The sequence below is a fragment of the Micromonospora sp. C31 genome, assembly GCF_018070575.1.
Classification (GTDB): domain Bacteria; phylum Actinomycetota; class Actinomycetes; order Mycobacteriales; family Micromonosporaceae; genus Micromonospora.
In genome coordinates this window covers 134,417-148,769 of sequence record NZ_JAGPXN010000001.1, presented here as the reverse complement: position 1 = coordinate 148,769, position 14,353 = coordinate 134,417, and the positions used below count along the sequence as shown (strand labels likewise).

The window sequence follows — 14,353 nt, the reverse complement described above, 5'->3', positions numbered from 1 at the left end:
CGGGTCCGCAAGATGGTCAGCGTGTCAGCAGGCCGCCATCGCATGCGTACGAACCTTCACGCAGCCACCGCAGCCGCCGCCGTGGGCGTCCTCGCCGTCACGGCCGGCGGCTGGTTCGGCTACCAGCAGCTGGCGCAACCCAACTGCTCGGGGCGGCTCGAGCTCTCCGTCGCGGTCACGGCCGAACTCGCCCCGGCGGTCGACGACGCCGCCGCGCAGTGGGTGAAGGACGGCGCCGCGGTCGGCGACACCTGCATAGCGGTGAACGTCACGGCCTCCGACCCGGTCGACGTGGCCGCGACGGTCGCCGCCAAGCACGGCGTCACCCTGGCCGGCGTGGGACAGGCCAGCGGCACGTCGGTCAGCCCGGACGTCTGGGTGCCCGACTCCTCCACGTGGCTGCTGCGACTCAAGACCGGTGGCGCCACCGCCTTCGAGCCGGGCAACGGGGCGTCCATCGCGCGTAGCCCGGTGGTGGTGGCGATGCCGGAGCCGATCGCCACGCGGCTGGGCTGGCCGCAGAAGAAGTTCAGCTGGACCCAGCTCCTGCAACAGGTGCAGAGCGACAAGCCGTTGCGCACCGGGATCGTCGAGCCGACCCGCGACGCCGCCGGCCTGTCCGGCCTGCTCTCGCTGACGGCCGCCGCCAGCGCCGCCGGCGGCCCCGACGCCGAGAAGGAGAAGGTCGCCGCGCTGCGGGCGCTGGCCACCGACCGCTCCGCGCTGCGGCAGGACCTGCTCGCCCGGTTCCCCACCGCCTCGGATCCCACGACGATCGCGAGCAGCCTGGGTGCGGCGGCGCTCTCGGAAGAGAACGTGATCCAGTACAACAGCAAGAAGCCGCCGGTGCCGCTGGCCGCGCTCTACCTGGAGCCGGCGCCCGCGCCGCTGGACTATCCGTACGCGGTGCTGCCCGGCATCGAGCCGGCCAAGGCGGCGGCGGCGCGGGTGCTCTACGAGGTGCTCGTCAGCGACAGCTTCCGCGACCGGCTGGCGAGCCGGTCGCTGCGCGCGCCGGACGGCAACTGGGGCGAGGGTTTCGACGCGCCGCAGGGCGCACCCAGCCCGGCCGGTGGCGTGCCGGCACCGCCGGCGAACGGCGGCGGCTCGGCTGCCGGCGGGCTCGACCCGCAGGCCATGGACCGGGCGGTCTCCAGCTGGTCGATCGCCACCCAGTCCGGCCGGATGCTCGCCGTCATCGACGTCTCCGGCTCGATGAAGGAGAAGGTGGCCAACGCCGGCAACGCGACCCGGCAGCAGGTCACCGTCGAGGCGGCCAGCCGGGGGCTGAACCTCTTCGACGACTCCTGGTCGATCGGTCTCTGGACGTTCTCCACGCGGCTGGTTGGCGCCCGCGACCATCGGGAGCTGCTGCCCATCGGGCCGTTGTCCCGTCAGCGCGGCAAGCTGGAGCAGTCCCTGGGCTCGATCCGCTCCTCGACCGGCAACACCGGCCTCTACGACACGGTGCTGGCGGCCTACCAGAAGGTGCAGGACAACTGGGAGCCCGGCCGGGTGAACTCGATCGTGCTCTTCACCGACGGCAAGAACGAGGACTCCGACGGCATCACGCAGCAGGAGCTGCTGGGCGAGCTCGACAAGGTCAAGGACCCGGAGCGGCCCGTGCAGGTCGTGATCATCGGTATCGGCGGCGACGTGAGCAAGGCCGAACTGAAGTCGATCACCGACGTCACCGGCGGCGGGGCGTTCGTCACCGAGGACCCGACCAGGATCGGCGACATCTTCCTCAAGGCGATCGCGTTGCGCAAGGCCCCGGCCTGAGCCGACGCGCAGCGCGGGGCGGGTCCAGCGTACGGGACCGGGTGCCGCGGGCCCTTTCCCCGAAAGGGGTTCCTCGGGGAAAGTAGTGACGGTAATGCGTCCGAAGCAATCGGCGACCATGGTTGTCGGGGCAGGATGTCCTGGTGCCCCTGTGCCGGGCCCGCGACCCGGGCCCCGTCCGCGGGCCGTCGGCGACCGAAGTGGGGAGGGCCGGTGACCTCAGCGACGCTGTTGACCCCCGCCAGCACGTCGTCGAAGCCGGACGAACCGCGGTCTGGGCCGGCCCGCGCCCGCGAGCGCGCCTACGTCCGCTCCCTGGTGGTGCTGGACACCACCGTCCTGACCGTCGCCGTGCTCGTCGGCTACGTCGCCCGGTTCGGCGACGAAGCCCCCGGCGGCTCGAAGATCCCCTACGTCCTGGTCGCCCCCGGGCTGGTGCTCGCCTGGCTGGTCTCGCTGCGGGTGCTGCGCTGCTACGACGACCGGGTCCTCGGCTACGGCGCCGACGAGTACCGGCGGGTCAGCACCGCCAGCCTGCGCCTCGCCGGCGGCATCGCGATCGCCGGCTACATCGCCGACGTGGGCGTCTCCCGGGGGTTCCTCGGCATATCGTTCGCCGTCGGGATGCTCGGCCTGGAGGTGGCCCGGTTCGCCGCCCGGAAACGCCTGCACCGGGCGAGGTCCGAGGGCGCCGGCTGGTCGCGCAAGGTGCTGGTGGTCGGCGACACCGCGCACGTGCTGGAGTTGGTGCACACGCTGCGCCGCGAGCCGTACGCGGGCTACCAGGTGGTCGGCGCCTGCATCCCGGACGCGCTGCTCGCCCCGGTGGCACAGCGGTTGGGCGACGTGCCGGTGGTCGGTTCGTTCCGGGGCATCCCCGAGGCGGCCACCGCCATCGGCGCGGACACCGTCGCGGTGACCGCCTCCGGTGAGTTGACCGCCACCCGGCTGCGGCGGCTGGGCTGGCAACTGGAGGGCACCGGCATCGACCTGGTGGTGGCCCCGGCACTGACCGACGTCGCCGGCCCGCGCATCCACACCCGGCCGGTCGCCGGCCTGCCGCTCATCCACGTCGAGGCACCGGAGTTCCGCGGGGCCCGCAAGCTGGTCAAGGGCTTCGTCGACCGGGCCGTTTCCTCGGTGGCCCTGACGCTGCTGCTGCCGCTGCTGGCCGTCGTCGCGCTGGCGATCAAGATCGACAGTCGGGGGCCGGTGCTGTTCCGGCAGACCCGGGTCGGGCAGGGCGGGCGGGAGTTCGGCGTCTACAAGTTCCGCACCATGGTCATCAACGCCGACGCCCTGCTCGCCGCGCTGGCGGCCCGCAACGAGACCGACGGCCTCATGTTCAAGATGCGCGACGACCCGCGGGTGACCCGGGTCGGGCGGCTGCTGCGCAAGTGGTCGCTCGACGAGCTGCCGCAGCTGGTCAACGTCCTGCTCGGGCACATGAGCCTGGTCGGTCCTCGCCCGCCGCTGCCCTCCGAGGTGGCCCGCTACGACGGCGACGTGGCCCGCCGGCTGCTGGTCAAGCCCGGCATGACGGGGCTCTGGCAGGTCAGCGGCCGTTCCGACCTGAGCTGGGAGGACGGCATCCGGCTCGATCTCTACTACGTGGAGAACTGGTCGCTGACGGCCGACCTGACGATCCTGTGGAAGACCTTCGGCGCGGTGGTCAACAGCCGCGGGGCGTACTGAGCGGCCCGGCCCCTCAGTCCTGCGGGCCGGTCCAGTCCAGGCAGACCACCACCGCGTCGTCGATCAGGTCGCCCGCGACGAACGCGCGCAGGTCGCCGATCAGCGAGCGGACGGCGTCCAGCGGCTCCATCGGCCCGGTCCGGCGCAGGAACCGGTCCAGCGCGGTCTCGCCGTACCGCACGTTCTGCCCGGTGGCGTCGATCACGCCGTCGCTGACCACGAAGAGCCGGTCGCCCCGGCACAGCTCGAAGCGCTGTTCCCGGTAGTCGGTGGCCTCGAACATGCCGAGCGGGAACTGCGCCTCCAACGGCAGCTCCTGGACCTTCCCACCGCGCAGCAGCAGGAGGCGGGGTGACCCGGCGTCGACCAGGGTGAGCAGCCCCGAGCGCAGGTCCAGCTCCATCAGCAGCGCCGCGATGTGCCGGTCGCCCCGGTGCACGTCGTAGACCGCCTGGTCGGCGAGGGCCGCCTGGTCGGCGAGGCCGAGCCCGGACCGGCGGGCGTTGCGCAGCGCGTGGGTGGCGAGCGAGGTGAGCATCGCGGCGGCCACCCCCTCACCCGTGCCGTTGATGGTCGACAACCAGACCCGGTGGCCGTCGTCGGACCAGTCGAAGCTGTCGCCGCGCACCGCGTACGCCGGCTCCAGTTGCCCGGCGAGGCGGAACGACGGGCGGGTCCGGCTGCGGCCGGGCAGCAGCTCCCACTGCATCTCGGCGGCGAGGGTGAGGCGCCTGCTGCGGCTCGCCATCCGGTACACGTCCGTGCCCTCGGTGACGGCGGCGATCTGGTGGGCGAGCGCGGTCGCCACCTCCGTCAGCTCGTCGAGCGCGCCCGGCCGGGTCGGCACGGGGGCCACCACCAGCACGCCCCGGCGTTCCCCGCGCATCGACACCGGGAGGTAACCCGTGTCGTCGGCGACGATCGGGGTCTGGTGGTCGAAGCAGCGCCAGGCGGGGTGCCCGGGTGAGGTGACGGGTTCGTCCCCGACGAGCGGCAGCAGCGTCGCCAGCCGGTAGTCGACCTGGAGCAGCTCCACCCGGGTCGTCCCGTAGCCCGCGGCCAGGACGTCGGCGATCCGTTCCAGCAGGAGATCGGCGGGCGCCTCGTCGAGGGCGCGCCGTGCCTGGTCGACCGGTTCGCTCATCATCGCTCCTTCATCACGAGCCCAGACCAGTGGATTCGGAGTAGTCTCGGGCCCACCATGGCGCAAGTGCACGGTCCCCACGGACCCGAGACGAGTATGGCCGTCGAGCTCGACGCGGTGGCCGGTGCCCTGCTGACGGTCTGGGAGGCCGCGCGGGAGCGGACGACCAGCCGGGTCTCGGGCGCGCAGTTGCGCGCGATCATGCTGGTCGAGCAACACGAGGGGATCAACCTCCGCCGCCTGGCCACGGGGCTCGACATGCTGCTCTCCTCCGCCAGCCGGCTCTGCGACCGCCTGGTGGCGGCGGGCATGCTGGAACGCGAGCCCGGCCGGTTCGACCGACGGGAGATCTCGCTGCACCTGACCCCGGAGGCCCGCCGGCTCCTCGCGGAGCTGCGCGACGACCGGCGTCAGCAACTCGCGGCGATCCTCGCCGACATGACCCCCGAGGGGAGCCAGGCCCTGCTGCGGGGCATGCGGGAGTTCGACGAGGCGGCGCGCCACCGCAACGCGTCGGTGGAGTCCGTCGAGGCGGCCGGCCCCTGGCCGGGCGTACCGATGGAGAGTCCGGCCAGCCTGCCGACGCAGGCGCAGCCGGGCAACGAGCCGCAGGTGGCAAGGACGGCCTGACCCGGCGGGGGTGCCGTCGTCGGCCGGGAGTTCCGTTCAGACCGGGGCCGCCGCGACGGCCAGCATCGCGATGTCGTCCTGGCTCTGCCCGTCGAGCCACTCGTCGAGGGATCCCAGGAGCCGGTCGACCAGCGCCGCGGGCGCCGACCCGGCGGCCGAGGCCAGCGCCGCGCGCAGCCGTTCCTCACCGAACATCTCCTGGCCGCCGGGGCCGCCGCGCGCCTCGACCACCCCGTCGGTGTACGCGAACAGCAGCTCGCCGGGAGCGAGGCGGAGTTCGGCCTCGGCGAATCGGGCGGCGGCGAACGCGCCCACCGGCATTCCGCCGACCGCGACCGGGGTGACCCCGCCGTCGGCGCGTACGCGCATCGGGGACGGGTGGCCGCCGCCGGCGATCCGGACGGTGAAGCCGCCGGTGGGTGCGGCGTCGAGGGTGCCGAGCAGCAGGGTGGTGAACTGGCTGCGGCGGGCGGCGTCCGGGGCGTCGAGGAGCGCCTGGTTGAGCAGCCGCATCAACTCCAGGGGCCGCTGCTCGACCAGGCGCAGGGTTCGCAGGGACTGCCGGACCCGACCGGTGAGCACGGCCGCGCCGACGCCCTTGCCGGCCACGTCCCCGAGGGCGAAGATCGCGCCCCCCTGGACGGGGAACACGTCGTAGAAGTCGCCGCCGATGCGCAGCCGGTCCCCGGCCGCCCGGTACCCGCCGGCGAGGGTGGCGCCCGGCACGGCCGGCAGGTCGGGGGGGAGCAGGCTGTGCTGGAGCACCCGGGCGAGGTGGACCTGCTCGCCGTAGAGCTCGGCGGCGCCGAGGGCCGCGCCCGCCCGGGCGGCGAACTCCCGGGCCAGCTCGACGTCGCGCCGGGCGAAGCCGGCACGCCCGGCCCGGCGGACCAGCACCAGGGCGCCGGTGGTGCGTCCGGCGCCCCGCATGGGGCTGGCCAGCACGGTGCCGGGGCGGCCGAAGTGGGACGGAAGCACGGTGGCCGGGCCGTCCGCCTCCTCGTCCGGCCACGGGGACGGGCCGGCCGCCTGCCCGGCCAGCGCCTCGGCCAGGCCGGGCAGGGAAGCGGTCAACGACCACGTCGCCAGCCCGGTCGCCGGGGCGGCGTCGGTCCCGTCGTACCGGATCCAGTGCGGCTGGCCCGTCGCGGGCGGGGACGGCAGGTGGACCACCACGGCCAGGTCGGCGAGGTAGGGCACGGGCAGGGTCGTCGCCGTCCGGAGGGTCTGCTCGCGCTGGAGGGACTGCCCGAGACGGTTGCCGGCCTGGGCGAGGAACACCGTCCGGGAACGTTCGACGTGCAGCGCCTCGGTGCGCGTGTGTTCCTCGGTGACGTCCCGCACATACCAGGCGTGCCGCCCGTCTGCCAGGTCGCGCCGTACGCCACGCAGCCGGCGACCGCCGTGCTCGGCGTCGAAGCCGTCCGCCCCGACCCTGACCGCGCGGGCCACGGCCGGCACCGGGCAGGCGTGCAGGTGCGTGCCGGGCACGACCTCGGGGAGGAGCGCGGTCGCCGTCGCGTTGACCATCGTGACCAGCCCCGACCGGTCGACCGTCAGGACCGCCTCGGCGAGCCCGTCGAGCACCTCGCGGGTGAGCCGGAAGCCGGCCGGCCGCGCGGTGTCGGGGGAGCGGCCGGAGTGGGGGCGGGCGGGTCGACCGTCGTCGGCCGGGCCCGTGACACCGCCTCGGGAAGCGGTGGTCACCGCCGCTCGCCGGGCGCCCCGGTCTGTCGACCTGTGCGCATGCTGGTCGTGCACTCCTCGGATGGGGGTCGTTGCCTCGGGGCAAGCGTACCGAGGCGAAGCCGCGCCGCCAGCGGAGGAACGCGGGCTCAGCCCGGACGGGCCAGCCAGCCGCCCGGACGTGCCAGGATCCGGCGTACCACCGACCCGGCCCCGCCGACGGCCGCGGCGGCGGCGCCGAGGGCCGCCGGGCGGACGACGACCGGTGACCAGGCCGCGGTGAGCACCCGCCGGGAGATCTCGGTGAGCACCGGCGGGCGCAGCCACGGCGCCAGTGGGGCGTACCCGCCGCCGAGCACCACGGTGTCCAGGTCCAGCAGATTCACCACACCGGCGACGGCGACGCCCAGGGCCGTCCCGGCCCCGGCCAGTGCCCGCAGCGCGGCGGGGTCGCCGGCCCCGGCCAGCTCGGCCAGCCGGGTCGTCGCGGTGTCGGCCGGGAGATCGGCGCCGGCGAGGCCGGCCGCCGCGAGGATCGCCTCCTGACCGGTGTACGTCTCCAGGCAGCCCCGGCCACCGCACCGGCAGGGCGGTCCGTCGGGCCGGATCGGGATGTGCCCGATCTCGCCGCTCCAGCCGCGCGCGCCCCGGAAGAGGGCCCCGTCGAGCACGATCCCGGCGCCGATGCCGACCTCGCCGGAGATGTGCAGGAAGCTCGGCCGGCCGGCCGGGCCGGCGTGCAACTCACCCAGCGCGGCGAGGTTGGCCTCGTTGTCGACCACCAGGGGCGCGATGCCGTCGACGTGCGCGGTGAGCGGCGCTTTCCCACCGAGCAGCGCGGGGACGGGCACGTCGCGCCAGCCGAGGTTCGGCGCGAGCCGGACCAGGCCGGCGTCGTCGACCAGCCCGGGCACCGCGAGGGCCGCCCCGGCCAGGGTGAGCCCCGCGCGGCTGGCGTCGGCGCGGGCGTGCGCGGCCAGGTCGGCCAGCCGGGCGAGCGCCTCGGCGGGGGAGAGGGGCCGCAGGTCGGCGCGGTGCACGGTGTGGTGGCGGACCCGGCCGGCGAGGTCCACCACGCAGGCGGCCAGGTAGTCGACGTTGACCTCCAGGCCGAGCCCGGCCGGGCCGTCGGTGGCGAGCACCAGGCCCCGGGACGGCCGGCCGGCGCCGGTACGGGGCGTCGGCTCCGCCTCGGCTACCAGCCGGCCGGCGAGCAGGTCCTCCACGACGGCCGAGACGGTGGCCCGGGTGAGGCCGGTGCCGGCGGCCAGCTCGGCCCGGGAGGGCGGGCGGTCGGCGGCGGCGATCCGGCCGAGCACCACGGCGAGGTTCCACTCGCGCAGGCTGCCCTGCCGTACCGCCCCGGGCGGGGCGTCGGGTCGGGTCACCCCTTGACACTGCCACAGGCCAGCCAAATAATTCAACCACTGAACAAATAGCGGACGACATACCCGGAGGTCTGCCATGGCACCCCGTCCCACCCCCGCCGACAAGTTCTCCTTCGGCCTCTGGACGGTCGGCTGGCAGGCCCGCGACCCGTTCGGCGATGCCACCCGCCCCGAGCTGGACCCGGTCGAGGCGGTGCACCGGCTCGCCGAGCTGGGGGCGTACGGGATCACGTTCCACGACGACGACCTGGTGCCCTTCGGCGCGGACGCCGCCACCCGCGACCGGCAGGTGACCCGCTTCCGCAAGGCGCTCGACGAGACCGGCCTGGTGGCTCCCATGGTGACCACCAACCTCTTCACCCACCCCGTCTTCAAGGACGGCGGCTTCACCAGCAACGACCGCGACGTCCGGCGGTACGCGCTGCGCAAGGTGCTGCGAAACGTCGACCTCGCCGCGGAACTCGGCGCCCGCACCTTCGTCATGTGGGGCGGCCGGGAGGGCGCCGAGTACGACCTCGCCAAGGACGTGCGGGCCGCGCTGGACCGCTACCGGGAGGCCGTCGACCTGCTCTGCCAGTACGTCGTCGACTCCGGCTACGACCTGCGCTTCGCCATCGAGCCCAAGCCGAACGAGCCGCGCGGCGACATCCTCCTGCCCACCGTCGGGCACGCCCTGGCGTTCATCTCCACCCTGGCCCGCCCCGAGCTGGTCGGGCTCAACCCGGAGGTGGGGCACGAGCAGATGGCCGGGCTGAACTTCGCCCACGGCATCGCCCAGGCGCTGTGGCAGGGCAAGCTGTTCCACATCGACCTCAACGGCCAGCGCGGCGTCAAGTACGACCAGGACCTCGTCTTCGGCCACGGCGACCTGCTCAACGCCTTCGCCCTGGTCGACCTGCTCGAGCACGGCGGCCCCGGCGGCGGGCCCGCCTACGACGGCCCCCGGCACTTCGACTACAAGCCCTCGCGCACCGAGGACATGACCGGCGTCTGGGCGTCGGCGGAGGCGAACATGCGCACCTACCTCCTGCTCAAGGAGCGGGCGGCGGCGTTCCGGGCCGACCCGGAGGTCGCCGAGGCGCTGGCCGCGAGCCGGGTCGCCGACCTCGGCACGCCGACGCTGGCACCGGGGGAGAGCCACGCCGACCTGCTCGCCGACCGGTCCGCCTTCGAGGAGTTCGACGTGGACGCGGTTGCCGCGAAGGGCTTCGGCTTCGTCCGGCTCAACCAGCTCGCCGTCGAGCACCTGCTCGGCGCCCGCTGAGGGCCGCCGGAGATGCCGATCGTCGCGGGGGTCGACTCCTCCACCCAGTCCTGCAAGGTCGTCGTCCGGGACGCGGAGACCGGCGCCCTGCTGCGGCAGGGCCGGGCGCCGCACCCGGACGGCACCGAGGTCGACCCGGCGGCGTGGTGGTCCGCACTGGGCGCGGCGGTCGACGCCGCCGGCGGGCTGGCCGACGTGGCGGCGGTCTCCGTCGCCGGCCAGCAGCACGGCATGGTCTGCCTCGACGAGGCGGGCGGCGTGGTCCGGCCGGCGCTGCTGTGGAACGACACGCGCTCCGCCGGGGCCGCCGCCGAGCTGGTCGAGGAGGCCGGCGGCGGGGAGGCGGGCCGCCGGTTCTGGGCCCAGGCGGTGGGCAGCGTGCCGGTGGCCAGCTTCACCGTCACGAAGCTGCGCTGGCTGGCCCGGCACGAGCCGCAGCACGCGGCCCGGGTGGCGGCGGTCTGCCTGCCGCACGACTGGCTGAGCTGGCGGCTGGCCGGCGCGTCGGGCCTGGCGGCGCTGCGCACCGACCGGGGCGACGCCAGCGGCACCGGCTACTGGTCCCCGGCCACCGGCGACTACCGGCTCGACCTGCTGGAGCGGGCGTTCGGCGGGCGGCCGCACGTGCCGGCGGTGCTCGGCCCGGCGGAGCCGGCCGGCGTCGTACGCCCCGACGCCCTCCCTGGCCTGCCGGCCGGCGGGGCGGCACTCGGCCCCGGCACCGGGGACAACGCCGCCGCCGCGTTCGGCGTCGGCGCGGGCCCGGGGGACGTGGTCGTCTCGATCGGCACCTCCGGCACCGTGTTCAGCGTCGCCGACGCCCCGGCGGGCGACCCGAGCGGCGCGGTCGCCGGCTTCGCCGACGCCACCGGCCGCTTCCTGCCCCTGGTCTGCACGCTCAACGCGGCCCGGGTGCTCGACGCCGCCGCGGCGATGCTCCGGGTCGACCTGGAGGAGCTGGCGAGGCTGGCGCTCGCCGCCCCCGCCGGCGCGGACGGGCTGGTCATGGTGCCCTACCTGGAGGGCGAGCGGACGCCCGACCGGCCGCTCGCGTCCGGGGCCCTGCACGGGCTGACCCTGCGCACCTCGACGGCGGCCCACCTGGCGCGCGCGGCCGTCGAGGGGCTGCTCTGCGCCCTCGCCGACGGGCTCGACGCGCTCACCGCCCAGGGCGCCACGGTGCGCCGGGTGATCCTGGTCGGCGGCGGCGCCCGCTCGGAGGCCGTGCGCCGGATCGCACCGCAGGTCCTCGGCGTGCCGGTCGTCGTCCCGCCGCCCGGCGAGTACGTCGCCGACGGTGCCGCGCGCCAGGCCGCCTGGGTCGCCCTGGGCGACGCGGCGGCGCCCGCGTGGTCCGCCGCGGGCACCGAGGAGTACGCCGCCGCCCCCGTCCCCGCCATCCGGGAGCGGTACGCCGCCGCCCGCGGGCACTTCCTCGACCGGGTCGACGCCGTGGCGGGGTGACGGCCGCACCACCCGCCCGCGCCGCCCCATCCACGATCGGCGGGCCCTGCGAGCGCTCCGCCGTGCCCGCGCGTCGTCACCCGCTCGTGACCTGATCCTGGTTGGCTGCCGCACATGACCTTGACCAGGGGTGGGCCGGCGCGGGCCCGGGGCGGTACGCCCGCGCACCGGTTCTACAGCGTGGTGGTCTTCGTGCTGCTCGCCTCGCTGGACAACGTCGCGATCGGTCTGGTCCCCCCGCTGTACGGGCCCATCTCCGACGCCTTCGACGTGCCGCGGCGGCTGCTCGGCCTGGTCACCGCCGTGAGCTTCCTGGCCAGCGCGGTGGCCGCGGTGGGCTGGGCGTACGTCGGCGACCGCGCGAACCGTAAGCCGCTGCTGATGGTCGGCACCCTGATCTGGGCGCTCGGCACGGGCGGCAGCGCGCTGGCGGCGAACTACCCCGCCTTCCTGGCGGCGCAGATCCTGGCGGCGGTCGGGCTGGGCGCGGTCGGGTCCGTCGGGTTCTCGGTCGTCACCGACCTGATCTCGCCCCGCCGCCGGGGGCTGGTGATGAGCTTCTGGGGGCTGTCCCAGGGCGTCGGCACACTGGCCGGCACGCTGGTCGGCGGGCTGCTCGGGGCGGCCGACTGGCGGCGGCCGTTCCTGCTGCTGACCGTGGTCGGCCTCGCGGCCACCGTCGCCTACCTGTTCACCTACGACATCCGGCGCGGACAGAGCGAGCCGGAGCTGGCCGACGCGCTCGCCACCGGCGCCGAGTACGACTACCGGATCAGCCGGGCGGACCTGCCGAGGATCCTCGGCCGGCGCACCAACCGCTGGCTGATCCTCCAGGGCCTCACCGCGCAGGCGGCCTTCGGGTCGCTGGTCTGGCTGCCGGTGCTCTTCGCCGAGCGGGCCGAGGACCAGGGCTACTCCGCCGCCACCGCCGTGGTCGTGGGCAGTGTCTTCGCCACCCTGTTCCAGCTCGGCGGGGTGCTCTCCATCGTGGGCGGGCTGGTCGGCGACGCGCTGCAACGGCGTACGCCCCGGGGCCGGGCGCTGGTCGCGGCGGTCGGCATCCTGGCGGCCCTGCCGTTCTACCTGGTGCTCTTCTTCGTGCCGGTACGCATCGACGTGCCCGACGGCGCCGGGACGGGGGCGGTGGTCCGGGCGGTGCTGGCCAGCGTGGTCACCGAGCCGACGGTCGGGCTGAGCCTGCTCACCGCCGTGGTGGCGCTGGCGCTCACCTCGGCCAACTCGCCGAACTGGTTCGCCCTGATCGCCGACGTCAACCCGCCCGAGCACCGGGGCACCGTCTACAGCCTGGGCAACCTGGTCAACGGCGTCGGCCGGGCGGCCGGCAACGGGCTGGTCGGGGTGGCCTTCCACGGCCTGCGGGCGGTGTTCCCGCCGCCGCTGAACTACGCCGTCGGGCTGGCGGCCTTCCAGCTCTTCTTCATCCCGACGGGCGTCATGTACTGGCTCGCCTCGCGGACCTCGCCCGACGACATCGCCGCCGTGCGCGACCTGCTGCACGACCGCGCCGAACGCCTGTAAGGAAGGGCCCCTTGTTAACGCATAGCGTTAACAAGGGGCCCTTCCTTACAGCTACAGCGGGCGGACCCAGACCGTCACGTCGGTTCCGACGGCGCCGTCGGCGTCCAGCGGGGCGCTGGCGTGCACCAGCTCGGTCCCGGCGGGCAGCGGCACGGCGGCGTCGCCGAAGTTGGTCAGCACGGTCAGCGCGCCGTTGCGGAACGAGAGCACCTCGTCGCCGGAGGCGAGCCACTCCAGCGGGCCCTCGCCGAGCCGGTGCTCGCGGCGCAGCCGCAGCGCCGTCCGGTACAGCTCGTACGTCGAGCCGGGCGTGTCCCGCTGACGGTCCAGGGCGTACTCCGCCCAGAGCGACGGCTGCGGCAGCCAGCTCGCGTCGGTCGGTCCGAAGCCGTACGACGGGGCGTCGGCCTCCCACGGGATCGGCACGCGGCAGCCGTCGCGGCCCCGCTCGGTGTGCCCGCTGCGCGTCCAGGTCGGGTCCTGCCGGGCTTCGTCGGGCATCGTGGTGTGTTCGGGCAGACCCAGCTCCTCACCCTGGTAGAGATAGGCCGAGCCGGGCAGCGCGAGCATCAGCAGGGTGGCCGCCCGGGCCCGGCGCAGGCCGAGCGCGGCGTCGGGCTGCGGGTCGCCGATGCCGATGCCGTTGGGCCGCTTGCGGCCGATCGGCAGCCCCAGCCGGGAGGCGTGCCGGACCACGTCGTGGTTGGACAGCACCCAGGTGGTCGGGGCGCCGACGGTGTCGGTGGCCTCCAGCGAACGGGTGATCACCGCGTACTGGGCCGGGGCGGTCCACGCCGCGAGCAGGTACTCGAAGTTGAAGGCCTGGTGCATCTCGTCGGGGCGGACGTACCGGGCCAGCCGCTCGGCCGGTTCGACCCAGGCCTCGGCGACGAGGATCCGCTCGTCCGGGTAGCCGTCCAGCAGGCGTCGCCAGTCCCGGTAGATCTCGTGCACGCCGTCCTGGTCCCACATCGGCGGGCGCGGCTTGTCGACCTCCTGGCCGGAGAGGATCTCCTGCGGCTCCTGCCAGTCGGCGAGGTCGGCCTGCTTGATCAGGCCGTGCGCCACGTCGACGCGGAACCCGTCGACGCCGCGGTCCAGCCAGAACCGCAGCACGTCCAGGAACTCCTCCCGCACCTGCGGGTCGTCCCAGTTGAGGTCGGGCTGGCCGGAGTCGAACAGGTGCAGGTACCACTGGCCGGGGCGCCCGTCGGTCTCGGTGACGCGGGTCCAGGCCGGCCCGCCGAAGACGCTCTGCCAGTCGTTCGGCGGCTGCGCGCCGTCCGGCCCCCGGCCGTCGCGGAAGACGTAGCGGTCACGCTCCGGGCTGCCGGGTGCGGCGGCGAGCGCGGCGGTGAACCACCGGTGTGCCGACGACGTGTGGTTGGGCACCAGGTCGACGATGACCCGCAGCCCCCGCGAGTGCGCCTCGGAGATCAGCCGGTCGGCGTCGGCGAGGGTGCCGAAGAGCGGGTCCACGTCCCGGTAGTCGGCGACGTCGTACCCGGCGTCGGCCTGTGGTGACGGGTAGAACGGCGACAGCCAGACCGCGTCCACGCCCAGCTCCACGAGGTGGTCCAGGCGGGCGGTGATGCCGGGCAGGTCACCGATCCCGTCGCCGTCGGAGTCGGCGAAGGATCGCGGGTAGACCTGGTAGATGGTGGCCCTGGTCCACCAACCGGTGGCCGGGTCGGCGGGCGTGTCCTGGTGCGTCGGGTTGCTGTTCAGGGCTTCTCCCGTGTGTCGAGCCGGACGGTCGGA

The 14,353-nt window shown here is 74.9% G+C and carries 10 protein-coding genes; 6 read left to right on the top strand and 4 right to left on the bottom strand.

Features of this window, described 5'->3' with window-relative positions; genetic code table 11:
- Positions 1 to 21: 21 nt before the first annotated feature.
- Together KBX06_RS00710 and KBX06_RS00705 are read left to right on the top strand one after the other, a co-directional pair.
- The gene (locus KBX06_RS00710; protein ID WP_210832213.1) at positions 22 to 1,782 is read left to right on the top strand and encodes a substrate-binding domain-containing protein; all 1,761 of its coding nucleotides are present in this window, start codon (positions 22 to 24) and stop codon (positions 1,780 to 1,782) included.
- Positions 1,783 to 1,995: 213 nt separating this feature from the next.
- Positions 1,996 to 3,477: a sugar transferase gene (locus tag KBX06_RS00705; RefSeq protein ID WP_210832212.1), complete on the top strand. Its 1,482-nt coding sequence runs from the start codon at positions 1,996 to 1,998 to the stop codon at positions 3,475 to 3,477.
- Between the two features lie 13 nt (positions 3,478 to 3,490).
- Here KBX06_RS00705 and KBX06_RS00700 read toward each other — a convergent pair whose 3' ends face one another.
- Positions 3,491 to 4,621, bottom strand: a complete 1,131-nt coding sequence (locus KBX06_RS00700; protein ID WP_210832210.1) for a PP2C family protein-serine/threonine phosphatase — start codon at positions 4,619 to 4,621, stop codon at positions 3,491 to 3,493.
- A gap of 96 nt (positions 4,622 to 4,717) precedes the next feature.
- Between KBX06_RS00700 and KBX06_RS00695 the strand changes: the two genes are divergently transcribed.
- Positions 4,718 to 5,251 carry a MarR family winged helix-turn-helix transcriptional regulator gene (locus KBX06_RS00695; RefSeq protein ID WP_210832208.1) on the top strand — a complete coding sequence of 178 codons (534 nt, stop codon included), beginning with the start codon at positions 4,718 to 4,720 and terminating at the stop codon, positions 5,249 to 5,251.
- Between the two features lie 36 nt (positions 5,252 to 5,287).
- Here KBX06_RS00695 and KBX06_RS00690 read toward each other — a convergent pair whose 3' ends face one another.
- Entirely contained in the window at positions 5,288 to 6,958 is a 1,671-nt protein-coding gene (locus KBX06_RS00690; protein WP_307854365.1) for a PP2C family protein-serine/threonine phosphatase, read from the bottom strand.
- A gap of 128 nt (positions 6,959 to 7,086) precedes the next feature.
- Positions 7,087 to 8,352, bottom strand: coding sequence for an ROK family protein (locus tag KBX06_RS00685; protein ID WP_247684961.1), 1,266 nt, complete (start codon positions 8,350 to 8,352; stop codon positions 7,087 to 7,089).
- Positions 8,353 to 8,401: 49 nt separating this feature from the next.
- Between KBX06_RS00685 and xylA the strand changes: the two genes are divergently transcribed.
- From xylA to KBX06_RS00670, 3 genes are all read left to right on the top strand, one after another.
- The gene (xylA, locus tag KBX06_RS00680; RefSeq protein ID WP_210832205.1) at positions 8,402 to 9,589 is read left to right on the top strand and encodes a xylose isomerase; all 1,188 of its coding nucleotides are present in this window, start codon (positions 8,402 to 8,404) and stop codon (positions 9,587 to 9,589) included.
- Between the two features lie 12 nt (positions 9,590 to 9,601).
- Positions 9,602 to 11,053 carry a xylulokinase gene (gene xylB, locus KBX06_RS00675; RefSeq protein WP_210832203.1) on the top strand — a complete coding sequence of 484 codons (1,452 nt, stop codon included), beginning with the start codon at positions 9,602 to 9,604 and terminating at the stop codon, positions 11,051 to 11,053.
- A 114-nt stretch (positions 11,054 to 11,167) separates the two neighbouring features.
- Positions 11,168 to 12,592, top strand: a complete 1,425-nt coding sequence (locus KBX06_RS00670) for an MFS transporter (RefSeq protein ID WP_210832200.1) — start codon at positions 11,168 to 11,170, stop codon at positions 12,590 to 12,592.
- A gap of 51 nt (positions 12,593 to 12,643) precedes the next feature.
- Here the strand turns inward: KBX06_RS00670 and KBX06_RS00665 are convergent, their stop codons facing one another.
- Positions 12,644 to 14,320: a glycoside hydrolase family 13 protein gene (locus KBX06_RS00665; protein WP_210832910.1), complete on the bottom strand. Its 1,677-nt coding sequence runs from the start codon at positions 14,318 to 14,320 to the stop codon at positions 12,644 to 12,646.
- Positions 14,321 to 14,353: the final 33 nt, after the last annotated feature.